The 23,804-nt window shown below is 59.1% G+C and carries 17 protein-coding genes; 9 read left to right on the forward strand and 8 right to left on the reverse strand.

The features are described 5' to 3' along the window. Positions 1 to 98 precede the first annotated feature (98 nt). Positions 99 to 1,652 carry a metallophosphoesterase gene (locus H6F75_RS20120; RefSeq protein ID WP_190754244.1) on the reverse strand — a complete coding sequence of 518 codons (1,554 nt, stop codon included), beginning with the start codon at positions 1,650 to 1,652 and terminating at the stop codon, positions 99 to 101. Positions 1,653 to 1,734: 82 nt separating this feature from the next. On the opposite strand from H6F75_RS20120, the gene H6F75_RS20125 reads away from it, so the two are divergent. Both H6F75_RS20125 and H6F75_RS20130 read left to right on the forward strand, forming a co-directional pair. Then, positions 1,735 to 2,349, forward strand: a complete 615-nt coding sequence (locus H6F75_RS20125) for a class I SAM-dependent methyltransferase (protein WP_190754245.1) — start codon at positions 1,735 to 1,737, stop codon at positions 2,347 to 2,349. A 143-nt stretch (positions 2,350 to 2,492) separates the two neighbouring features. Next, positions 2,493 to 3,170: a hypothetical protein gene (locus tag H6F75_RS20130; RefSeq protein ID WP_190754246.1), complete on the forward strand. Its 678-nt coding sequence runs from the start codon at positions 2,493 to 2,495 to the stop codon at positions 3,168 to 3,170. A gap of 125 nt (positions 3,171 to 3,295) precedes the next feature. Here H6F75_RS20130 and H6F75_RS20135 read toward each other — a convergent pair whose 3' ends face one another. The 3 genes from H6F75_RS20135 to H6F75_RS20145 form a co-directional block, all read right to left on the reverse strand. Then, a complete protein-coding gene (locus tag H6F75_RS20135) occupies positions 3,296 to 8,035 on the reverse strand; it encodes a PAS domain S-box protein (RefSeq protein ID WP_190754247.1) in 4,740 nt (1,579 codons plus the stop codon). Positions 8,036 to 8,071: 36 nt separating this feature from the next. After that, positions 8,072 to 9,199, reverse strand: coding sequence for a response regulator (locus tag H6F75_RS20140; RefSeq protein WP_190754248.1), 1,128 nt, complete (start codon positions 9,197 to 9,199; stop codon positions 8,072 to 8,074). Between the two features lie 142 nt (positions 9,200 to 9,341). Next, positions 9,342 to 13,568: a response regulator gene (locus tag H6F75_RS20145; RefSeq protein ID WP_190754249.1), complete on the reverse strand. Its 4,227-nt coding sequence runs from the start codon at positions 13,566 to 13,568 to the stop codon at positions 9,342 to 9,344. Positions 13,569 to 13,993: 425 nt separating this feature from the next. On the opposite strand from H6F75_RS20145, the gene H6F75_RS20150 reads away from it, so the two are divergent. From H6F75_RS20150 to H6F75_RS20170, 5 genes are all read left to right on the forward strand, one after another. After that, positions 13,994 to 15,934 carry a response regulator gene (locus H6F75_RS20150; RefSeq protein ID WP_190754250.1) on the forward strand — a complete coding sequence of 647 codons (1,941 nt, stop codon included), beginning with the start codon at positions 13,994 to 13,996 and terminating at the stop codon, positions 15,932 to 15,934. Between the two features lie 93 nt (positions 15,935 to 16,027). Further along, positions 16,028 to 16,405, forward strand: coding sequence for a response regulator (locus tag H6F75_RS20155; protein ID WP_190754251.1), 378 nt, complete (start codon positions 16,028 to 16,030; stop codon positions 16,403 to 16,405). Positions 16,406 to 16,491: 86 nt separating this feature from the next. Then, the gene (locus H6F75_RS20160; protein ID WP_190754252.1) at positions 16,492 to 16,734 is read left to right on the forward strand and encodes a hypothetical protein; all 243 of its coding nucleotides are present in this window, start codon (positions 16,492 to 16,494) and stop codon (positions 16,732 to 16,734) included. 79 nt (positions 16,735 to 16,813) lie between these two features. Further along, positions 16,814 to 17,914, forward strand: a complete 1,101-nt coding sequence (locus H6F75_RS20165; protein WP_190754253.1) for an EAL domain-containing protein — start codon at positions 16,814 to 16,816, stop codon at positions 17,912 to 17,914. A gap of 54 nt (positions 17,915 to 17,968) precedes the next feature. After that, positions 17,969 to 19,252: a GGDEF domain-containing protein gene (locus H6F75_RS20170; protein ID WP_190754254.1), complete on the forward strand. Its 1,284-nt coding sequence runs from the start codon at positions 17,969 to 17,971 to the stop codon at positions 19,250 to 19,252. Positions 19,253 to 19,639: 387 nt separating this feature from the next. Here the strand turns inward: H6F75_RS20170 and H6F75_RS20175 are convergent, their stop codons facing one another. Together H6F75_RS20175 and H6F75_RS20180 are read right to left on the reverse strand one after the other, a co-directional pair. Further along, complete coding sequence (locus tag H6F75_RS20175; RefSeq protein ID WP_190754327.1) at positions 19,640 to 20,647, reverse strand: NAD(P)/FAD-dependent oxidoreductase; 1,008 nt, start codon at positions 20,645 to 20,647, stop codon at positions 19,640 to 19,642. A 372-nt stretch (positions 20,648 to 21,019) separates the two neighbouring features. Next, positions 21,020 to 21,601 (reverse strand): peroxiredoxin, encoded by a 582-nt coding sequence (locus tag H6F75_RS20180; protein WP_190754255.1) that lies wholly within the window; start codon positions 21,599 to 21,601, stop codon positions 21,020 to 21,022. A 243-nt stretch (positions 21,602 to 21,844) separates the two neighbouring features. On the opposite strand from H6F75_RS20180, the gene H6F75_RS20185 reads away from it, so the two are divergent. Together H6F75_RS20185 and H6F75_RS20190 are read left to right on the forward strand one after the other, a co-directional pair. Beyond that, positions 21,845 to 22,279: a Fur family transcriptional regulator gene (locus H6F75_RS20185; RefSeq protein WP_190754256.1), complete on the forward strand. Its 435-nt coding sequence runs from the start codon at positions 21,845 to 21,847 to the stop codon at positions 22,277 to 22,279. After that, on the forward strand, positions 22,272 to 22,532 hold the full coding sequence (locus H6F75_RS20190) for a DUF6737 family protein (RefSeq protein ID WP_190754257.1): 261 nt from the start codon (positions 22,272 to 22,274) through the stop codon (positions 22,530 to 22,532). Before H6F75_RS20185 ends, H6F75_RS20190 begins: the two co-directional genes overlap by 8 nt. Positions 22,533 to 22,619: 87 nt before the next feature. Here the strand turns inward: H6F75_RS20190 and H6F75_RS20195 are convergent, their stop codons facing one another. Together H6F75_RS20195 and H6F75_RS20200 are read right to left on the reverse strand one after the other, a co-directional pair. Continuing rightward, positions 22,620 to 23,576, reverse strand: coding sequence for an SDR family oxidoreductase (locus tag H6F75_RS20195; protein WP_190754258.1), 957 nt, complete (start codon positions 23,574 to 23,576; stop codon positions 22,620 to 22,622). A gap of 76 nt (positions 23,577 to 23,652) precedes the next feature. Beyond that, the gene (locus tag H6F75_RS20200) at positions 23,653 to 23,757 is read right to left on the reverse strand and encodes a PetM family cytochrome b6-f complex subunit 7 (RefSeq protein ID WP_073610864.1); all 105 of its coding nucleotides are present in this window, start codon (positions 23,755 to 23,757) and stop codon (positions 23,653 to 23,655) included. Positions 23,758 to 23,804: the final 47 nt, after the last annotated feature.

Raw genomic sequence — 23,804 nt, forward strand, 5'->3', positions numbered from 1 at the left:
GTTTTAAGTTTTGAATTCTAGACTCTGTGGCCTGCACTCAAAATTCAACACTCAAAATTTAGAACTTAGAACTTTCTTCCCTCCTCGCCCCTCACCCCTTACACCTCAAACCCCTCCATCTCATACCCCTTCCAATCGCCGTCGTACTTTTCAGCCACCAAGGGGGTGACGGTCAACTTGGGTGGGGTGCCCGCCGCGACATTGACCCGCAGACCTGAGTAGGGGCGCTTAAGGCGACTGCGGCTACCGTCGCGGCCCAGGTAGAGGTGAGATTTGGCCACGGCGCGGGTGCTGCCATTGTCGTCTTCCGTTAGCTCAGGGCCTTCTCTTCGCTGGCGACGCAGACTGTAGCCGCTGCCGCCGCAGATTACCCAGGGAATGTTGGCATCGCCGTGGCCAGTGTCGCCCGTGCGCACATAGTCGAGGCAGTGGGCATGGCCGTTGAGCACCAGATCGACTAAGGGGCGATCTTGGGAGATGTCGGCTACTTCGGCGACGACAGCGTCGAGCACCTGGCGGAGGTGATGGCGCACCGCCAGGGTTTGCCCCTGGTCCCACTTGGTGGCTTCGGTGACGTAGGGCGGGTGGTGAAAGAATAGAACGCGCCCGCGCACCGCTGGGTTTTGCCAGGAGGCAATCAGGCGATCGCGCAGCCAGTAGAGCTGTTCAGTATCCACCGTTTGTAGGCGAGAGCTGTTGAGCTGCTTGGTGATGTCGTTGATCTGCTCATCGATGGCTTCAATGCGCTCCGTGATTTCTTCTTGTTCGTCCTCATCGCTGGGAGTAAACACCTTCACGCCCGCCTGCCGCAGGAGGTCAGCTTTCTTCACCTCTAACTGCTGACACTGCTGCTGCAATTCCTTGCGACCGGCTTCACCGTTGGCGATCGGCAGCGGCTGGTTAAAGGTGTTGGAATCGAGGGCAAAAAAGTCGATGCCGCCGTAGCGAAAGCTGTAGTAGCGGTTGGGCAACCGGGTAAACTCGCCAGGGCGGTAGGTCAGCGCCCGCGCGTCGTCTAGCTTGCTGCTGTAGTGGGCATCTAAATGCGCCCCCAGCCCAGTCTCTGGTACCGCCTTTAGGTAGTCCAAAAAGGCTCTAGCGTAGGCATCTCCCTGATGGGAGCCGCGCCAGCTCACATCTAGATCGAGGTAAGAGCGTAGGGCATAGCGCAGCGGCCCGCTCACACCCGACAGCAGCCCCACCACGGTGGGCAGGTCGTAGTAGTCGTGGTTGCCCAGCACTGGCAAAATCGGCTGCTTAAACACCATGCGATCGTAGGCAATATGTCGGTAGTCGTCGCCCCCCACCAGCCACTCCTGGTAGGGCCTGATGAAGTTTGACCGATACTGATCGCGAGACCCCACCAGGTACACTACATCCCCAGTGTGCAGCGTAAACCGGGCCGAGTCCAGGTGTTTCAACAGTTGCTCGGCCACCTGCCGCTGGGGGCTACCGCTGCGGTGCCGCCCAGTACCGCTATCGCCCACCACCAAAAACGAGAACGTTTCGTCCTCGGCGCCCGGCTCGTCAATCACTAGGCCAGTTTGGTCAATGCCTCGCTCGACAATCTGACGATGCTGCCACCGCACCCGCTGCTGCATCCGCTCAATTTTGGTTTCGATGGAAGGCTCAGTTACCAGTTTTGGAGGCATAGGGCTTTGGTGCGGTGAGTGGGCGGTGTGTAGAATAACCCCGTAGCATGAATCTCGCTAAACCCGCGAAACAGCAGCCACTATGGGCCTTTATAACGACAGAATTCTGCCTTACCTGATTGAGCTTTCCATGGCCGATTCTATCCTGGGGCCTTACCGGCGGGAAGTCTTAGCTGATGTGAGCGGCGATGTGCTCGAAATCGGCTTTGGCACAGGGTTAAATTTGCCATACTACCCCGACCCGGTGCGCCAGATCGTCACCGTAGACCCCAACCCAGGGGTGCATCGCCTGGCCCAGCAGCGCATTGACGCCTCACCCATTACGGTAGATCATCGCATGCTCAGCGGTGAAGCGCTGCCCATGGCCGACCACAGCTTTGACAGCGTCGTCAGCACCTTTACCCTGTGCAGCATCCCCAAAATTGAGCAGGCGCTGGCCGAAATCTATCGGGTGCTGAAGCCCGGCGGTCGGTTCTTTTTTGTCGAGCACGGCCTCAGTGATGAACCTTCGATTCAAGCCTGGCAGCATCGCCTGACGCCGCTGCAAAAGCGCATCGCCGGAGGATGTCACTTCGATCGCGACATGGGTCAGCTGATTGAGCAGCAGTTTGACCAGGTTGATCTGGAAGCGGCCTACGCCAGAAAGGTGCCCAAGGTTGCTGGATACTTTTATCGGGGTGTGGCGCTTAAGCAATAGCGATCGCGGCGGCTAGTAGTCTGAGACACTATGCCATTAAGCATAGGTGCCGTTAGGCTAATAAGCACACCCAGCCATCAGTACCCTCAGCCCATTCCCAACTGCACCCACCCGAAGCTATCCCCTAGAAGACTCTGCTTGCTATGGCCACCCGCCTCTGGAACTTCCTCACCACCGACCCCGACCTAGCTTCGTTGGAGGCGGCCGATAGAGCGGCTGATGCCGCCGATGCCGTGCTGGGCCTAGCCAAGGTGCTAAAGGAAGACAGTCCCAACCTGCGGCAAGTAGCTGCTTTGGTAAGCCAGCTTGACTCGCTGCTGGAGGCGATCAATGCGCCCCTGGGCAAGCTCATGGGCGCAGCGCTACCCTTTGTTTCCATCAGTACCGGGCTGCTGAAGATTTATGGCGAGACCACGAAAAAAGAGCCGACCCTGGCCCAGGCGGTAGCTTTAATGAGTCAGGCGGCCTATTTGGAAAGCTTACGAGAATTCGTCAAGCAGCATCCCAAAATTGAGCAGTGGCTGATTGCTAAAGACAGCACCCCTCAGGCTAGAACTATCACCCTCCCTGTTAAAGCACTGAGCATCTTTGAGCTAACGGAGCAAGAAGCTCGTCTCGCTACCCTGCATTTCCATCAGTCAGCTTTGGCCGAAGCGTTTAACAATGCGCTACGGGCACGATTAGTACAGTTAGGGACAACCTTTGAGCAAGCCGAGCGGATCACCAAAGTTGTTGCCAAAAACACGAATCGACACCTGAAAACCGCGATCGCCGACGCCGGCGACTCGCTTAAGCATCAGCTTGAAGGCGATCGCCTATAGGATGCCGTGACATCAATCAGGTTTTCATTGCCAGGGACTGAGTCGCTCTGGATTACTGATGTAGCTGAGGTTCAAGCCCCAGTGGCAAGGTTCCGGTCTCTAACCGTCAGGCCCCTGCCCAGGCGCTACTGCCGCTGAGCCTCTTCCAGCAGCGGATACAGGGTGTCGAAGGCAAACTCGTTGATCTGCCAGCTCAACCAATCGATCAGGGTGTTCTGCTCAGGAGAAATTTGGGTCAGCAGCTGGGTGAGTCGGTCGCCGTCGAGTTGCACCGTGGCCTGCTGGAGTTGGGCCAGCAGCGGCGGCGGTAGGGACCGCAGCTGGGCGATCGCCGCCTCAGCGGACAGCCCAGCCGCATTGCCCAGGGTGGCGAAGACCGGGCTATAGGTGTATTCGACCCCCAGATGCTCAGTCAGCTTAGCCAGCAGATGGTCGAACTGAAAGGGCTTGCGCACAAAGTCGTCACAGCCCGAGGCCAGGGCGCGGGCGCGATCGTCTTCAAAGGCGTTGGCAGTGAGGGCAATAATTTTGGTGGGCGCTGCGGCTGCGTCCTGCTCCTGGCTGCGCAGGGCGCGGGCCGTCTCGGGGCCACTGAGAATGGGCATGCGCATGTCGAGCCAAATCAGCTGGGGTCGCCACTGCTGCCAGAGGTCGAGGGCCGTCTGGCCGTTGTCGGCCTCGCGCACCTCAAAGCCCACCGCCCGTAGAAGTTCGCCCAGCAGATGTCGGTGCGTGCTCTCGTCGTCGACGACCAAAATACGGTAGCTAGGCTGCCCGGCCGCCAAGCTAGCGACGGGAGTGGTCGGTGACGGCGTTTCACCATCTACGCTATCAGCTACCTGCATCGTCAGGGTAAAGGCAAAGGTAGATCCTTGGCCGGGCTGGCTTTCGACCGTAATATCGCTGCCCAACATCTGCACAAACTGACGGCTGATCGAGAGGCCTAGACCGGTGCCAGCCCCCTGCCCCACCTGCACAAACGGCTCAAACAGGCGATCGCGATCGGCAGCGGTGATGCCAATGCCGGTATCGACGACGGCAAAGGTCACCGCCAGCAGGGCACCTGGCGGGGGGGACGCGGGCATGGGCTGGGCTGGGGTGACTCGCAGCGTTACCTGACCGGCGGGGGTAAACTTAATGGCATTGCCGAGCAGGTTGATCAACACCTGGCGCAGTTTGGGCTCGTCGGCAACCAGGTAGCGAGGCAGGGTCGGATGGCAGTCTAAGGCCAGCCCCAGTCCTTTGTCTTGGGCCCGCAGGTAGAGCATATCGCCCAGGGCCTTGAGCAAGGCGTGGAGATCGAAACGGACGGCGTTGAGGCTGACCTGACCCGCCTCGATTTTAGCCATTTCTAAAATGTCGTTGATCAGCATCAGCAGGTGCTCGCCGCTGCGGTTAATAATGCTGAGGGCCTGACCGTGGTCGTCGCTGAGGGCAGCGTCGCGGGCCATCAGCTGGGCGAAACCCAAAATGGCGTTGAGGGGGGTGCGCAGCTCGTGGCTCATGGTGGCCAAAAAGGTGCTCTTGGCCTGGTTGGCCGCCTCCGAGATCGCGACCGCCTGTTCTAACTCCCGGGTGCGCTCCTGCACCCGCTGCTCCAGCTCTTGATTAAGCTGCAGCAGTGACGCTTCCACCTGTTTGCGGGCGGTGATATCTTCGTAGCAGCCCAGCACACCAATCACCTGATCCTGGGTGTTAGTCAGGGGAATTTTGCTGGTGCGAAGCCACACCATGTCGCCGTCAGCGTTTTGGGTCAGCTCTTCATAGCCCAGCTTGGGGGTTTTAGTCGCCATCACTGCGGCATCGTCGGCGCGGTAGCGATCGGCGTAGATCACCCAGGGCAGGTCTAAGTCGGTTTTGCCGATCACCTGCTCTGGAGTAAGGTGATAGTCGTCCGCAAAGGCTGGGTTACAGCCCAAAAACCGCGACTCCTGGTCTTTCCAAAACACCCGCTGGGGAATCGTGTCGAGCACCAGCTTGAGCATATTGCGAGACTCTTGCAGAGCCAGCTCGGCCTGCTTGCGATCGCTAATATCGGTCACCACCCCCAGTAGGTATTGCGGCTGGCCTAGCGCATCCCGCACTAGCGAAACCGCCAGCGCTACCCACACCGTCGATTCATCAGGGCGTACGTAGCGCTTCTCGATCGTAAAGCTGGAAAGGTCGCCCCTAAGCAGCCGCTCGACATTGGCCCGGTCGAGTGCCACGTCATCGGGGTGGGTCAATTGGGTGTAGGTCATGGCTAATAGGTCGGCCGTGGAGTAGCCCACCAGGTCGCAGAAAATTCGGTTGACCCGCACAATGCGCTCATCCAAATCGGCTTCGATAATACCCATGGCCGACTGCTCAAAGATGCCGCGAAAGAGTTCCTCGTTTTCCCGCAGCGATAGCTCTGCCTGGCGGCGATCGGTAATATCGGTGGCCACCCCGACCACGCGGTAGACCTCGCCGGCCTCATTCAACACGGGAAAAGAGCGATCGCTAATCCACCGCAGTTCGCCATCGGCGCGGTAGATGCGATAGACCTTGTCTAAGGGGGCAGCGGTGTTGGCCGGCAGGGTTGCCTCCACCGCTGGTCGGTCGTCGGGGTGAATGCTGTTGAGCCAGACCGATGTCGACTGGTAAAGCGCCTCGCAGGACAGGCCCCAAATCTGCTCAAAGCCGGGGCTGACGTACAAAATTTGGGTGGTGTCTGCGGTGCTCATCCAAAACACCTCTTCAATCGCCTCAGCAATTTGGCGAAAGCGGGCCTCACTCTCCTGAACGGCCAGCTCTGACCGTTTGCGATCGCGAATATCACGGCCGATGGTGGCCAGACACAGAGGCACCTGGGTATCGGGGTCTCTGACCAAAAACATCACCTGCTCGACGGCGATTGCCTCCCCAGTCTGGGCATGACAAAAGGTGGACTCCCCCTGCCACACCCCCTCGGCCATCAGGGCGGGCAGGGCCTCCCGCTCAAATTGAGGCACCGTGGCGGCACTCAAAAAGCTTGTGATAGGGCGACAAGCGATGGGTTCATGCTCTAGCCCTACCAGGCGCTGGCCAGCTTGGTTGAGGTAAAGGGTGACTCCGTCTAGGCTGGCCGTGCCGATCAAGTCGGTGCTGTTTTCGACCACGGCGGCCAGGGTTTGTAGAGCCTGGGTGCGCTGATGTACCCGCTGTTCTAGCTCTTCATTGAGCTGTTTGAGGGCCAGCTCTACCTGTTTGAGGGGGGTAATGTCAGTGGTGGTGCCCAAAAAGGTTTCAGGCTGGCCCTGGGCATTGCGACGCAGCTGTCCCCGCGACAGTACCCAGAGCACCGAGCCGTCGCGGTGCAGCATGCGGTACTCAGAGACAAATTCCTCAGCCTCGTCCCTTAGGTAAGCTTGAACAGCCGCATTCAGCTGGTCTCGATCCTCGGGGTGAACTAGGGTAAGCCACTGGTCAAAGCTGTTGCCAACGACCTCCGTGCCATGCCCCGACAGGGCCTTGGGGTCGAGGTACCCAGTTTGGGTGGCGAGGTCGAGCTCCCACACCCCGGTCTTAGCGGCCTGGGTAGCGCGGCGGTAGCGCTCTTCGGCCTGCTCTAGGGCCTGCTCTGCCTTCAGCCGCTCTTGTAAGGCCGTCTGCCGATCGCTAATGTCGCGCACCAGCACCAGCACCTGATCGGCCTGGTAGGGCACCATGCGCACCACCTCGTACTGAAGGCGATCGCCAAAGCTCAGCTGCTGCTCAAAAAACTGGGGGGTGCCCGTGGCCAGGGTGCGGGCGATCGCTGTCTGCCACTGGTGAGCTACCGCTGGAGGCAGCAGGTTAGTCATGTAGCCACCCACCGGGTCTAGGAGCACCAGTGGCAGAATGTCACCGGTAAAGCCATTGGCGGCAAAGTCAAGGTACTGGCCCTGGGCGCTAACCACCACCATCAGGTCGGGCACCGCCGAGAGAATGGCCTGGCTCTTAGCCTCACTCTGCCGCAGGGCCAGCTCCGCCAGCTTGGCCTCAGTGCGGTCTTGGCCCGTGCCCTGCAGCTTTACTACCTGGCCCTGGTCGTTGTAAACTGCCTCGCCCCGGCCCAAAATGTAGCGCACTGAGCCGTCAGGGCGAACAATGCGGTGCTCAACTTCGTAGGATGCCCCAGCGGCGATCGCCTGCTCAATGGCCGCCTCCAGGGGCGGCCAATCCTCCGCAGGAATCATCTGCCGCCACTGTTCGTAGCTGGGCGCAGGCTGGGCCGGGTCGAGGCCGTAGATGCGAGACAGCTCCGCCGAGCAGCTGATGGTTTGGCTGGCTAGGTTGAACTCCCAGCTGCCCAATTGGGCAATGCGCTGGGCCTCCGCCAAGCCGCTCTGGCTCCGGCGCAAGGCCTGTTCGGTTTGAGCGCGATCGCTGGCGCTGGTCACGCCCCAATCGAGCTGCACCATCAGCGCCGACATCCGCCTTTGCAGCATATCCAGCTGCCAATGAGCATCGTCCAGGGCGATCTTGCTCAAAGCGAGCTGCTGACCCTGGCGGTAATGACTTAGAGCGGTGGCCACCGTAAACAACAGCTCGGCATCAGTGCCGGGGTAGGGCAATCGCCGATAGATTGCTCCAGAATAATTGGTGCTAGGTTGAGCGACCGGGTGTGGCTCCACCGCCGGGTCAAGCACTATCATCAGCGCCTGGGGGAAGCGATCGCAAACCGATCGCAGCTCCCCGGTGTCGAGCCAGCTTGAGGAAACGATGGCGATCGCGACCTCACTATCGCTGAGCCGTTCTAGGCCGGTCGCTGCCATCGATTGCGGGGTACTTGTGACCACGCGACAGTCTGGAAATTCAACCGTCAGCAGGGCGGACAGCGCAGCGGGGGCATCGACACAGCAGAACAGAGTGAGCGGACCCATGGGGATTTTGAAGAGCAGTGGGGTAGTCAGACGAAACTAGCTGTCATGGCCGGAGGCAGCCCGCAGGGTGAAGTAGAAGGTGCTGCCCAACCCAGGCTGCGACTCCGCCCAGATCTGACCGCCGTGGCGCTCGACAATCTTTTGACAGGTAGCCAGGCCAATGCCGCTACCAGGGTAGCTCTGGGCGTCGTGGAGGCGGTGAAAGGCCTCAAAAATTTGCCCCAGGTGCTCGGCCTCAATGCCAATGCCGTTGTCGTGAATGCTAAATTGCCAGGCCTGGGGCAGGGGTTCCACCGTCAGGGTGATCTGGGGCACCGTATCCGGTCGGACAAATTTTAGGCCGTTGCTAATCAGGTTTTGAAACAGCTGCATGAGCTGCACTTCGTTACCCACCACGGTGGGCAAATCGCCATAGCACAGCTGCGCCTGGGACTCAGTTAGGGCCACCTTGAGGTTGAGAACGACCTGTTCGAGCAGGGCGTTGCCGTCAACCGGGGCAAAGACTGGCTGGGCCTGCCCCGCTTGGGCGTAGGCTAGCCAGTCTTGAATCATCTGCTGCATGCGATCGCTGGCATCCAGAATGCTTTTGAGGTAGGGCTGGGCCGGTGACTGCTGCACGGCGGGGCAGGTGAGACCAATCAGCTTGGTGTAGCCCAAAATGCTTTGCAGCGGCTGCTGCAAATCGTGGGACACCACCGACGCAAACTGCTCTAGCTCTCGGTTAGAGCGCACCAGCTCTTCGTTTTGAGCCACCAGCTGGGCCTGGAGCCGCCGCAGCTCTAGCTGGTGGGCAATGCGCGCCAGCACCTCCGCCTCCTGAAACGGCTTGGTGATGTAGTCGGCCCCGCCAGCGGCAAAGGCCTTGACCTTATCGATCGCGTCGTCGAGGGCGCTGATAAAAATCACCGGAATGGTTTGGGTTAGGGGATCGGCCTTCAGCCGCTGACAGACCTCATAACCGCTCATCTCCGGCATTTTGATGTCGAGCAAAATCAGGTCGGGGGGGACGGCCTGGGCGGCGGCGATCGCCCACTGGCCGGTCAACGCCTTGCGCACCCCCAGCTGATGCCGTCCCAACATAGCTGAGAGCAGCCGCAGATTGTCGGGAGTATCATCGACAATCAAGATGTCGCCCTTGACGACCGCATCGTTAGGGGAAGTCATGGGTTACCTCCCGCCTCGATCTTGTACACCATTCACCTCCGTTCTCTACTCTGTTCTACCGCTCTGCCGATCGCCGTCTTAGCCTCAGCCTACCGATCCCTGCCCCTGGGGGGAATCCAGCTAGGGAAAGGCGACGCCTAACCTACACCGCCGCGTCTCCCTGACGGGTCGCCTCGGCTCTAGGGCGCAGACAGTCAAGAATGCGATCAAACTCAAAGTTTCTGGCCCAGCCAGTCAAGGTTTGAGCCACGCTAATCGGAGCGTCGGGCATCTGGTTGAACAGCTCAAGCAGACGATCGTCGGAACCGGCAATGGCCGCCTGGGCCAGACTTTGTTGCCACTCAGGGGACATAGTTTGTAGCCACAGCCCGAGTTCCTCTGGAGCGGGTGGGGTAACTCCTAATCCAGCCTCCCTAGCACTGCTGGGAGAAGGGGGAGAGATGTCAGCCTCAGCGGCGTAGCGGTAGCGCACTGGCAGATAGGCAGCGATCTTTTGCAGGATCGCCTGCATCTGAAAGGGCTTACGCACAAAGTCGTCGCATCCAGCGGCTAAAATTTTAGCTCGCTCTTCTTCAAAGGGGCTGGCGGTGAGGGCAATAATCACTGGGTTAGGGTCAAGGTGCAGCGCCCGAATTTGACCTGTAGCAGCGTAGCCGTCGAGACCGGGCATGCGAATATCCATCCAGATCAGGTGGGGGCACCAGCTGCGAGCCTGGTCGACGGCGGCATAGCCATCCTGGGCCGCCTGCACCTCAAACCCAGCGGCGGTGAGCAGGCGCACCAGCAGGTAGCGGTTGGCGGGGTGATCTTCAACCACCAGCAGCCGCCAGGGGGGGTGATTGTCGGCCAAACCGACAATGGGGGGTTCGTCGAGGGCCGGAAACACCGCCGATCGCTCGATCTGCTGCACAGGCAGCACAAAGGTAAACGTCGATCCCTGGTTGACTCGGGTCTCGAGGGTGAGCTCGCCCCCCATCAGCTGCACAAACTGTTGGCTGATGGGCAGACCCAAGCCGCTGCCCTGGTGCGATGGTCCCAGACCGGCCTCTGACCAGCGCAGCCCCGCCGCACTCTGAATAAAAGGCTCAAACAGGCGGTTGATGTCCTCAGGGTCAATGCCGGGGCCGGTGTCAACTACGGCAAACTCTAAAGCGATGTTGGCGGTGGGGTTAGTCACCGTGGGCTGCTCCAGAAATGGCTGACAGCGCACTCGCAGCATCACCCGACCGGCCTGGGTAAATTTGATGGCGTTGCCTAGCAGGTTGATCAACACCTGGCGCAGTTTGCCCTCGTCGGTGGCGACGTAGGTGGGTAAGGCTGGGTCGCAGTCAAAGCTCAGGCTGAGCCCTTTAGCCTCAGCCTGTAGGGTGAGCATGGCCTCTAGGCTAGATAACAGATATGACAGGTCAAAGGTAGTGACGTGGAGCGAAATGCGTCCGGCCTCAATTTTTGACATCTCAAGCACATCATTGATCAGCGCCAGCAGGTGCTCGCCGCTGCGACTAATAATTTTCAAGTAGTCTTGAGCCTGGGTCTCTAAATGGCAATCGCGGGTAATCAGCTGGGCAAAGCCGATGATGGTGTTGAGGGGAGTGCGCAGCTCGTGGCTCATATTGGCCAGAAAGATGCTCTTCGCCTGGTTGGCGGCATCGGCGGTTTCGCGAGCCTGACGCAGGGCATCTTCGGTCTGCTGGCGCTCTAGCTCCGCCGCCGCCCGAGCGGCAAAAATGCGCAAAATTAGCTCGCGGGTATGGTCGTCGACCATGGGTTTGTCGTCGATTACCGCCAGATGGCCAATCACCTGGGAGGCCGCATCCACCAGGGGAATGCCCAGGAAGCTGATCGCCCCCAGCGATCTCAGCTCAGCATCGTCGGGGTAGAGCACTTGCACCCGCTGGGGCACATAGATCACTTCGCCCGCTACCAGCCGCTCATAGGGAGTACTGGCCAGGTCATACTCTAGGCGATCGCTCAGTTGACCATGCCGCCAAAAGGCCAGGGTGCAGACTCGGCTTGGGTCTGCCGGCAGCCGTTGGGTAACCAGGACATGGCGCACCTGCAAAATGTCGGCCAGATAGCGCACCAGCGACTCAAAGAAATCGCTGCCCGTTTTGGCGGCAGTGCCTTCGACAATCAGCCGCAGCGATTCCTCCTGGCGCTTTACCTGGGTGAGGTCTTCGGCCACCCCCACTAGGCGGTAGACCTCTCCCTGCTCGTTGCGAATGGGAAAGGCCCGCACCCGCACCCAGGCTGGCTGCCCCAGGGGGCGAGTGATGCGAAATTCTTCGTCGTAGCTAAAGTGGGCTAGGGCGGCGGGATCGGAGCGGCGGGGCAGGCCCCGAAGCACCCGATCGCGATCGTCGGGATGCACCGCCTCGAGCCAGGCCCGTGCGTTGTGGTAAAGCTCTTTCCGCTGGCGGCCCCAGATGCTTTCGTAGGCGGGGGAAACGTAGCTAAACTGGCGCTGCTGGGGCTCGTAGATCCAAAAGACGCTGTCGATGTATTCCGCCAGCTGGCGAAATTTTTCTTCGCTCTGGCGCAGGGCGGCCTCGGCCTGCTTGCGATCGCTGATGTCGCCGGTCGAGCCCACCAGGCGAATCGGCCGACCCTGCTCATCCCACAGGGCTTGACCCCGTGAGATCACCCACTTGTAGCCCTGGTCGCGGCAGCGCAGCCGATACTCCACTTCGTAGGTGGGCAGGCGGCGCTGAATCAGGTAGGCGTGGTGCACCGCCATGACGCGATCGTAATCCTCGGGATGAATGCGTGACTCCCAGCGCAGGTCGTCGTCGCTCAGCCGTTCGTTAGTAGCCAGGTCACTGTAGCCCAGCAGAGCCCGATAACGCTCGGAGAAAAACGCTGTTTGGGTGCGAAAGTCGAGGTCATAGATGCCCGCATTGCTGCCCTGAATGGCTAGCTGCCAGCGCTCTTCACTCTGCTGTAGTTTGACCCTGGCCCGCTGTCGCTGCTGCTCTAGCCGGTCGGTGCTGATCACTTTGCCAATGCTCTGGGCCATCAGCTCAATGATTTCGGTCTCGTGCTGATTAAACCCATGGGGGCGCGGGGTGGTGTCAAAAAAGCACAGGTTGCCGTAGACTTCGCCCTCCACCCAGATCGGGGTGCCTAGATATGACTCTAGCCGCAGCGCCTGGTACAGAGGGTGTTGGCGCAGCTCTGGCTGGGCACCAATGTGGGTAAAGCCCACGGTGCCCTGTTGCTGAATAGCGAGGCCGCAGAAGGTATTGTCGAGGGGGCAGCGCAGGTTGGACTTTAGCCCAGGCAGGGTGGCCTCCATAGCAATCGCCACATAGTCGCCACCGTCGATTTTGCCCACCAGACCACCGGCAAACCCCAGCACCTGGCGGCCGGTGTCGAGGTAGTCGTGGAGCAGGGCGTCAAAGCTGTCAAACTGGGTCAGGCTGAGGCGGTGCAGCTGCTTCAGACTTTGGCTAAAGTGGTTGAGCGCCTGGGAGTTTTGCAGCAAAATCTGCTCGGCCTGCTTGCGGGCGGTGATGTCGCGATACTGCCAGAGGTGGCCCTCCAGGCCGCGATCGCCCATCAGGGGCACATAGTCACGCTCAAGGGTGCGACCATCCGCCAGGGCAATCTCTTCGGCCACCACTGGCTGCTGGGTCTGTCGCAGGGTCGCTATGCGCCGAGTGAAGGCAACGGCGTCAATCCACAGGCCGGCACTATCCTGGGCAAAGGCTCGGCCATCGGCCCCAATCAGAGCGGCGGGGGGCAGCTCCAGGCGAAACAGGTCGCAACAGGGCTGGTTGACCATGACCACCTGGCCGGTTGGGGTTTCCAAGATCACTCCTACCTGGAGGTGCTCAATCAGCGTAGACAGCTTGGCCGTCGCTTGGTGAAGGCTAAGCTCGGCCTGGCTGCGATCGCAGATTTCCTGCTGAAGCTGCCGGTTTTGGACCGTCATGCAGTGCTGCAAGCGCCGAATCGTTAGCTGGTTGGCCACTCGGGCCAGCAGTTCTTCGACTTGAAAAGGTTTGGTGAGATAGTCGGCGGCCCCCACCTCAAAGGCCTTGACCTTATCGAGCGCCTCATCCAGGGCGCTGAGAAAAATCACCGGGATGGCCTGAGTATTGGGGTCAGCCTTCAGCCGCTGACACACTGCGTAGCCATCCATTTCGGGCATGCGAATATCTAGCAGAATCAGGGCGGGCTGGGTGGTCTTCACGGCCAGCAGCGCCATGGCCCCGCTGCGAGCGCACCGCACCCTATAGCCTTGGCCCTTGAGGGTCTTGGAGAGAAACCTGAGGTTTTCTAACGAGTCATCTACGATCAGCAGCGTTTCGCCAGCCGCAACTCGATCGGCGTAGCGCATGGCAGGGTCGGGGCAGGGAAGCGGCATGACTCGAGGCGTTAGAGCAAGACCAATGTAGCCAAGATTCCCGATCTGGAGGGATTTCACCCAAAATCAGGCGAACCGCTGGGGGCGGCAACGGGGAATTTGGTTTGGGGTCTCAAGCATCTTCCAGGCCAGCTACGCCATCAGCATAGCTAACCCGTAGCCATCGGGAAGGGGGGGTAGATCCCCCTCCCCAACGACTTGTCTTACCTCAGGGCAGGCCATAGACGATCGAGCGGAACTCCTGCTCCCTTGATTGTGAGTCTATCTTGGGAACATGTCCATGATGGGCGGCAACTGTGACAACAGCGTGAACACCAGCAGCAACATCCGGGCAAGCTGGGGCGGAGCGATGCTGCTAGCGCGGAAATTCTACGATCGCGGCGGGCATTCTAAGCTATGCCACCCCTGCGACGGTTGAGGTCACCATGAAAATTCTTCTGGTCGACGACGACGAGGTCTTAATCGAGCGGCTGACCAACGACTTAGCCGCCCAACACTATGTTGTCGACACCACTACCGACGGGCTCTTAGGCTGGGAGTATGCCCGATCTGCCCCCTACGATCTAATTGTTTTAGACATCGACCTGCCGGGTTTGGACGGATTGTCGCTGTGTCGTCGGCTGCGCCAGACGGGCTATGCCGGGGCAATTTTGCTGCTGACCGGGCGCGGCAGCAACAGTGACAAGGTCGAAGGGCTCAATGCCGGTGCCGATGACTACCTGGTGAAACCCTATACCCTGACCGAGCTGGCCGCCCGCCTGCGCGCCCTGCTGCGCCGCCCGACGGTGATGAGTAGCCCCACGCTGCGTTGGGGTCAGCTCCGGTGCGACCCCAACGCGAATCTGGTGACGGTGACAGACCAGACGGTGGTGCTTTCCCCCAAAGAGTATGGGCTACTGGAGCTGCTGCTGCGCCACCCCGCTCGCATTTTTAGCAATACGGTGCTGCTAGAACGGCTGTGGAGCGCCGACGACTCCCCTGGAGAAGAAACCATTCGCACCCACATTAAGCGGCTGCGGCGCAAGCTCAAGCAGGCTGGGGCCGACGACATGATCGAGAATGTCTACGGCATGGGCTATCGCCTCAAGCCCGCCCCACCGGCCGCTGAGCCAGAGCTGCCCCAGTCCAACCCTCCCTCAGAACAGGTGAAAGCAGAGGCTGCCCGAGCGGCAGCGATCGCCGCCTTTGAGCGGTTTCGACCCATCCTTGGCGATCGCATGACCGCTCTGCGTCAGGCGGCGGCAGCCCTCAACCAGCCTCCCCTGCCCGAGGAGGTGCGGTCAATGGCCCAGGGAGCCGCCCACAAGCTGGCCGGCTCCCTGGGTCTGTTTGGCCTGACCGAGGGCTCGCACCTGGCCCGCCGTTTGGAAGACTGGCTCGGGCAGAGCGATGTAGCCGAGGGGGCTGAGTTTATTGCCCTAGTCGAACAACTCGACGCTCAGCTAACTGCCGGACCCAGGGAGATCTCGGCCCCCCTCGGCGAGTCACGCATCGTGCCTTTGGCCGGGCCGCCGCGCCCCACCGACAATCAGTATCGGGTGTTGGCCATTGACGATGACTCATTGATTTTGGCTCAGCTCCAGCGCCTGTTGCCCCCCTGGGGCCTCGACGTGGTGACGCTCAACGACCCCCGTCAGACCTGGGCCGCCCTAGAGGCCAGCCCTCCCGACCTGGTGCTGCTCGATTTGGATATGCCCTATATCAGGGGTGTGGAGCTCTGCCGGCAGTTGCGCCAACAGGAGCGCTGGCAGACCCTGCCGATCTTATTTCTCACCGCCTGCCGCGAGGCCACTGCCGTCTACGAACTCTACCAGGCTGGGGCCGACGACTATCTGCCCAAACCTATTCTGGAGCCAGAGCTGGTCAACCGCCTGTTTCAACGGCTAGAGCGGGGCCGCCTGCTGCAAACCCTAGCGGGCACCGACCCGCTCACCGGCTTGGCCAACCGCCGCAAAGGCACCATTGAGCTCGACCTGCTGCTGCACCTGGCCCATCGCTACCCACAGCCCCTCAGCCTGGTGCTGCTACACCTGAGCCCTGATTTGGCCCTCACCCCTGACTCAGCGAAGGATTTAATGGTGGCTTTGGCGGCGGTGCTGCCGACCCTCACGCGCCGGGGCGATGCGATCGCCCGCTGGGGAACTCAGGAAATTTTAATCGGAGCGCTAGCTCCCACCTGGTCATCCCCTCAGGATGCGCTGGGGCCACCCCTGGCTCAGTTCTTAGCCGACCGGCTACGCTCCAGCCCAGGCAATCTGGACCTGCACCTGGGCTTACACTTGGGCGCAGCCACGTTTCCCACCGATGGCCATACCCTAGACGGCCTATATCGACAGGCAACTCACCGCCTAGCTCCCCTCGGGTAGACTGGCCGAAGGCTGGCTCTGGGTGAGTTAGCCCTGTCGTTATCTAGTTATCGCGCTCCGTATTGTTTAACCTGCACACACCGGCATTTGTATATGGCCGCCAAACGCATTTTGATTATTGATGACGAAGCCGACGTGCGCGAGATCGCCAAGGTTAGCCTAGAAATCACTAAAAACTGGGAGGTCACAACCGCCGCCTCCGGGGAGGAGGGCGCGGCCTTGGCGGCCACCTACCGTCCCGACGCCATCTTGCTCGATGTGGTCATGCCCAAGGTTGACGGTCTCGCCACCCTGCTCAAACTCGGTGAAAATACTGAAACTCGGCACATTCCAGTCATTTTACTGACGGCTACCCTGCGGCTGGCCACCCAACAGTCCTTCGTGGCGGCGGGGGCGCGGGCCGTGCTGATTAAACCCTTTGATCCCGGCCTGCTGGGCGGACAAATTGAGGCAGTCCTGGGATGGCAGTAGCGCTACTGTGAGGAGATTCAGGGTGTTCACATAGCTGTCACTTTTGTTTTCTATTCTGAAGAAGACGTCTTGCCAGCAGCCCCGCTATGCTCCCCCTAATAGTCGTCGAGGAGTTTGTCTCGCCCTTTAAATTTTGGAATCAGGGCATCCACGATGGCATGCTCTACCGAAATGACTTTTACATTAGCTTGCAGCAGTTTCCTTTGGCTGACCGGCTCCAGGCTTACCGCCAAGCTACTCGGGAAAGTAATAAAGGGTTTAAGGTGTGCATCACCGTGTCAAAGACCCACTACACCATCTGGGTCGAGATGCGATCGCAGATCGCCTAGCCCCCGCCCCGTTTACTCCACCTACCCCCGCCCCCAATGTCTCAACCCACTAACGTTTCAAGAATCTTAAGCATCTTCCATGGCGTACTCCAACTCGGCCCGGCCCAGTGAGGATTTGTGTTCGATTGCCGACTGCTCAACCCACCCCTTTGACGACATCTCGCTACTAATTTGTCATGAGCTACGCACTCCCCTCGCCTCGATTCAGGGGGCGCTTAAGCTTTTGGGGTATCAGCAGTCGGGGTCGCTCTCCGACGATGGCCAAAGGCTGCTGGCGATCGCCATCAACAACGCCGATCGCCTCAACCGGCTGGCCAACGCTCTGGAGAACCAGCCCACCCCTTTACTGACGCTGCTCTCAACTGCCGAGCTAGAGCTACTTCAGCTCGAAAACGACCTGCACCAGGCGGTGGAGCAGCAGGCCATTCACCTGGACTACCAGCCAATTGTGTCGATCGAGCACAACCAGATTATTGGCTTTGAGGCCCTGGCTCGATGGCAGCACAGCAGCCGGGGCATTATTTCGCCAGAGGTCTTCATTCCTCTAGCCGAAAAGGCTGGGCTGATCGATACCCTTGGGCTGTTTTTGCTCGATCAGGCTTGCCAACAGCTGCACCAGTGGCAGGTGCAGTTTCCGGCGGTGACTCCCCTCAGCGTCAGCGTCAATCTCTCAGCGGTGCAGCTACGCCATCCTCAGCTGGTAGAGCACATTGGCCAAATTCTTGAGCGCCACCACATTGCCCCCCACAGCCTTAAGCTCGAAGTTACCGAGAGCGCACTGATTGAGAACAAGGACCTAGCCCTGAGGGCTCTAGTTGAACTGCAACAGCTGGGCATACAGCTCTACATCGACGATTTTGGCACGGGTTATTCGTCCCTGGGACGGCTGCAAGACCTACCCTTTGACACCCTTAAAATCGATCGCTCGTTTATTCGCAATAAGAACTGGGCGATGAGCGAGGCCATCTTTATGTTGGCCGAGCGGCTGCGGCTCGATGTGATTGTTGAAGGAGTAGAAACCCTCGACGACCTGATGGCTCTCAAAGAGCTGGGCTATAAAAAAATGCAGGGCTACTACTTCTCCCGGCCCATCGATAGCCTGGGGGTGGCCTGCCTGCTGATGCGCCAGGTGCTGGACGGTCAGCTGTCGTTTACACCTGAGCTAGCGCGGGCCGCCTAGGCAGTCCCACTCCCCTCAACCGGTCGGGAAAAGCACTTTACACTTGGTGCCTGTATGATGACCCAAACTAAAGAGACGTCGTGCCAGGAGCGGGAGGACGATTACCCCCACCTGGCCCTGCTAATTCAAGACGGTGAGCACCGACAGATTATGCCGTTGGGCAAGCGGTTTTATTCGATTGGCCGCGATCGCACCAAAGATATTCGTTTGGTATCTGAAGGGGTCTCTGGCCATCACGCCAGCCTAGTGTGGCTCGACCACTGCTATGTCATTCACAGCGATGACGCTACCGACGGCCCCAGCTGTCAGCGGCTGACGCTCAACGGCACCCCAGTGCAAAATAGCCCCCTCCGCCCCGGTGACGCCATTGGCTTTTGCCATGGCGTACGCGCCCGACTGATCACCGTGCGGTCTGGGGTTCCGGTCGCTCCCCCCCGCTGTCTGCTGCCGCCGCCGGCCCTAGCAATTGCGCCTGGTGCCAGCCTGCTAAAGCACTTCCCTGACCTGATGCTGAAGTTTGACGCCAATGGCTCCATTCTCGATGTCAAACCTTCTGTAGACCTCGACCTCAGCCAGTTACCCATTGACGCGGTGGGCCAGTCAATTGTGAGCTGCTTTGAGTCGAGCTTTGCCGCCAAACTGTTTAGCTATGGCCAGATGGCCAGCCGCACCCAGGCGCTGCAATGCTTTGAGGCCGAGTTAACCGTGGGGCAGCGGCAAATTTTTTGCGAGGCCCGCCTGCTGCCCACTGAGCAAGGCCACCCGATCGCTATTATTCGCAATGTCACCGAGCGCAAGCAGCTGGAGTTGGAGCTGCGATCGGGGGCCATTCACGATACCCTGACCAGTTTGCCCAATCGCCGCTTTTTTATGGAGAAGGCAGCCCAGGCGATCGCCCTCAAACGCACCAGCGCCGCCTATAGTTTTGCGGTGTTGTTCATTGACCTAGACGACTTCAAGGGGGTCAACGATAGCCTGGGTCACCGGGTGGGCGACCAGCTGCTAGTGGAAATTGCCCTTCAGCTCAAAGCCTGCCTGCGCCCCCAGGACACCGTGGCCCGTCTGGGGGGAGACGAGTTTGCCATTTTGCTGCACGAGGTTGCCTCAGGCGAAGCCGCCGTTGCGGTGGCCACCCGAATTCAGCAGGCGCTAGCCCTGCCGCTGCTGCCCGACCACCCAGAGGTGTGTTCGAGCGCCAGCATTGGCATTACCCTAGGTACCGAGGACGATGACACTGTAGAGGCTATGCTCAACCACGCTGACATGGCCATGTATCGGGCCAAGGCCCTGGGCGGGTCGCGGTACGCGGTGTTTGATCCGGCTATTGATCCCGCTTGACAGCAGCCAGTGGCCCGTAGGTAGGAGAAGCGAGTAGGAGCTGGTATTGCCGGTCACCACGCTCTGGCCAGAACTCAGTTTGGGTACCCAGTACCGCTCGACCTAAGCTTCAAAAAGTCAATATCACAGTGTTCCCGGACAACCATCAGTCGACGACCATTCAATGTCGTATCCAGGCACCAAGGTGATCCGCTGGCGCAGTGAGCCAACTTAGGGTCTGGAATCGCTCCGGTGATGACAGTAGCCGCAGGGATAGTTCTCAGTCTCGTCAACACCTACTTCATCGAGGTAGACGGCCTGCTCAGCAACACCATGATTTAAAGCCATAGCAAAAGCCCCTCTCCTGATGGTCAAGGGGCTTTTGCTTGGCAACGCTGGTAGATCCTACTAGGAGGCGATCGCCTCTTTGACTAGATTTTCCTCCCACCGACGCGGCGGGCTGGCGCGGCGAATATTGCGCCAGATCTGGGTGGCGGCCAGGGTGCCATCAGCGATAGCAACCGAGACCTGGTTCAAGCCCTGCTTGAGGTCGCCAATGGCAAAGATGCGATCGTGGGTCGTCTGACACATGGTGTTGGTCACCAGGTTTTCACCATCCCACTCCAGGTTCGAGATGCCCTTGAGGTATTGATTGTGGTAAATCGAGCCCATGTTGATCAGGCCAGTGGTAGCTTCGACCACAGTGCCGTCGGTCAGCTCTACCCCGCTCATCTTGTGGTGCTCGCCGAGGAACTTAGCGATGGGTGCCTCGTACAAGGGGTAACCGTAATCGGCTAGCTTAGCCCGCATTTCGTCGCCAACAGTGCAGAGACCGTGGGTGAGCACCGAGATATAGGGCGTAAACCAATCCAGCACAAAGGCCGCGTTGATCTGCGACTCTTTGCCGGCAATCAGCACCGCTTTTTGATCCCACATGTCGAAGCCGTCGCAGATCATGCAGACGTGCAGAGTGTAGCCTGCATAGTCGTAGACATTCTGCATGTCGTCGAGTTGAGGCAGCACGTCAATCACACCCGAGGCCGCAATTAGGTATTTGGCGCGAAACACGGGGTAAACACTGTCGACTTTACCCACTTTGACCTGCACTGCTAGATGGTCGCCTTCATCGACCACGTCTTCGACGTAGCCACGGAGGTAATCTGCCCCCCAATCGACCGCCTGCTGAACCCCGTGGTTGAGCATTTCGCGTCCGGGGGTGTCGGGGCTAACCCCGACCACGTTGCGCACCTCCTGCATCCACAGCGATCGCCCCTTGCCCTTTTCCACCACCAGGCACTTGAGGCCATAGCGGGCCAGATAAATAGCTGCCGACAATCCTCCCATGCCACCGCCGACAACGATGGCGTCGTAAATCTGATCGGTGCGTTCGTGTAGATTTTTGCGGGAGAGTTTCATAGCGGCAACTGAGCGAAAGGACTGCAATCGAGCCTGGGCAGTGATGGGTGAAGCCATGCTTCTAGGCTAAAAGGTTCTGCAAGCATCAAGATGAAAATCGACAGAGTCTTTAAATGAATCAGGCGTGAGTAGTACCTGTACCGTGCCAGAACTTAGCTAGGACAGTAGCTGGGCTCCATAAAGATCTCTGTTACCTGCTCTCTGCAATAAAGGCAAAGACCGGGGTAAGGGCTGTCTTGAATACTCAAGACTCGTCATCGATAAGGGACAATTCTGTCTCAGGCCGGTTAGGATCGGCCCCGATCTAAAAAGGCAAAGGGGATTGTGCAATCCCCTTTGCCTAACACTCACTGAGGGTGGGACAGGGGGCAGTTAGCCCACAAAGGACAGACGGGGCTCAGAGACACCGGCAGACTCAACACCTTTCAGGTAGGCGAGCATGGTGTCGGCATCAGAGACCTCGAAGGGGTCAATGGGGCAGTTGTCGCCAAAGTCGGGCTCAACGAAGATTTTTTCGATGTTGCCGTCGTTGGCGAGCATGGAGTAGCGCCAGGAGCGCATGCCAAAGCCTAGGTTAGACTTGTCAACCAGCATGCCCATCTTGCGAGTAAACTCACCGTTGCCGTCGGGCAGCAGGAAGACGTTTTTAGCGCCGACCTTTTGGCCCCACTGGAACATCACAAAGGCATCGTTTACCGAGACGCAGATAATGGTATCAACGCCGTGGGCCTTGAACTCTTCGTACAGCTCTTCGTAACGGGGCAGGTGGTTAGAGGAGCAGGTGGGGGTAAAAGCGCCAGGCAGAGAGAACACAACCACTTTCTTGCCAGCGAACAGATCGGCGGTGGTCACGTCTTGCCAGCGGTAGGGGTTGGGCCCGCCCACAGACTCGTCCCGCACGCGGGTCTTAAAGACGACTTCAGGGACGCGTCCCGTAGCAATCAAAGCAACCATAATTACCTCTTTCGTAGTTCTACAACAGTTAACTGCGTTTCCAGCCTTCGACTTAACTCAGAATAATTCCGAGTTAAGAAATCTTCAATAAGCATATTAACCCAGAAATCAGACTTTTTGTAAAGCCAGATTAATTCTTAGATAAGAATGCTAATCTATGAAGGGTGAGCTACTGTAGTATGTCCAGCCTTCATCTGTGTTAGGCGAAGCTACCTTAGTGCTGAAGTTCCGGAGCCGGGGAAAATGTTGTCCCAAGCCGATCAAATCGTCACTATGCTGAAGTCTCGGGGGCTGCGCGTCACCCCCCAGCGCTTTGCTGTGTATGCCAACCTGCTGGGTCGCTGCGACCACCCCACCGCCGACGATATTCTTCACGACCTCAACCAGGACGCCCCAACGTCATCTCAGGCAACGGTTTACAGTTCGCTGCAAGCGCTGCGCGGTGCCAATCTCGTTCGCGAAGTGCTGCTTGAAGAGGGGGTGTGCCGCTACGATGCCAATATTGGGCCTCACCACCACTTTCGCTGTCAGAACTGTGGGGCGATCGCCGACATTCCCTGGGAAACCCTAGCCAGCGTCAACCTGCAAACCCTCAGTCCCCGCTGGCAAGTCGAGAGCTATGAGGTGACCGTGCGGGGTGTGTGCGATCGCTGTCAGCCCGCCCCAGCCCATGACTAACCCAATAACTGAACCCACGGCTGTCACTAGCCCTTGGCAGCTTAAACCCTGGTGGTGTCAGCCCTGGTCAATTGTGCTGACGGGGGTTGCGATCGTAGGCAGCAGTTGGCTGCTGCTCCACCGTCTCTGGCTTACGACCCTCGTTGCAGCTCCCATCGGTGTGTGGATGGGCTTTTTCTTGCTGCTCTGGCCGCGCCTAATGCGAGAAGCGGGCTATTTAGATGCTTCGCCGGTTGACCAACAGCCCCACTAACTCTTTTTAATCGATGCTCCCAATCGGCAGGCACCTACCTAATGTTGCCGATGCCGATGCCCCAGGGGTCACGCAAAAAGCAACGGCTTAAAAGGGCAGCTTTTTCTTGCTGGCTTTTTCGCTGTCGTAGTCGAGTTCCTTCAGCTTTTTCATGATGCGGCTAAAGTACTCTTGCATATAGTCTTCGAGGGTGGTGATTTCTTCCTTAGGAATACCAAACACCTGGTAAACCTCATCCATAGGAGCATCGAGGGGCTGACTACCGGCGACCACTTCTACAAAGGCGAGGCGATCGGCAAAGTTCCAGCCCCACTGAAAGAACTGCGCCACCTTGCGAATCGCCCGCAGCAGTTCCAGCGAAATGCGTGAAACCCTGGCCTCTTGACCACACTTGCGCTCACAAAGGCGCATGATTTCGTAGGCTCCCCAGGCGCGGGTGCCCGCCAAGGGAAAGCTCCGGTTCTCCGTTTCGGGCACCGATAGCGCCCTAACCGCAAACCGAGCAATATCCTGGGTATCCATGTAGGCGATGGGGGCGGCTTCGCCCATAACCCAAATCGGCTGCTTTTCGAGCACGGGGATGGCGTATTGACCAATTAGCCCTTGGAGAAAGCCGCAGGGCTGCAAGATGGTGTAGCTAAGCCCTGACTCGGCCAAAAATTTCTCGGTGCAGCGCTTGACGTTCATCAGCGGCACGTGGGGAAACTTTTCGGAGTTCAGAATAGAAAAAAAGATGAATCGCTTGACGCCAGCGTCGCGGGTGGCTTTGATCAGGTTGACCTTACCTTGCCAGTCAACCTGCAGCACCGACTCGGAGGGCCGGGCTGTAGAAGCATCGATTACTGCATCAACACCCTCAAGGGCCGGAGGCAGGGTCTCTGGCTTGGAAAGGTTGCCCCGCACCAGTTCTACCCCCCACTCTCGCAAAAAGGCAGCTCGCTGGGCGCTCCTTACCAGGCAGCGGACTTCGTGCCCCTCATCCAGGGCACGGCGAGCAATTTGCCTGCCAAGGGTGCCAGTAGCGCCAACGACCAATACTTTCATGAGGGAATTGATACAAAAGTTTAACTTCCTCTAAGAATATCAGATGGCTCCACTGGTTACACCCCTGAAGCAAAATCTACTCTTCGCCGCCCTGCACCCGCAGCAGCAAAAACCCAATCCCCAGGCCCAATAGGGTCAGGGTAAAGATAATGATCGCCGTATTGAAAATTTCGCCGCCCATACGCTCTCCTTCCACAGCACTATAGTAATTGAGCCAGTTGCCCAGCC

It is taken from the genome of Nodosilinea sp. FACHB-131, from assembly GCF_014695395.1.
Classification (GTDB): domain Bacteria; phylum Cyanobacteriota; class Cyanobacteriia; order Phormidesmidales; family Phormidesmidaceae; genus Nodosilinea.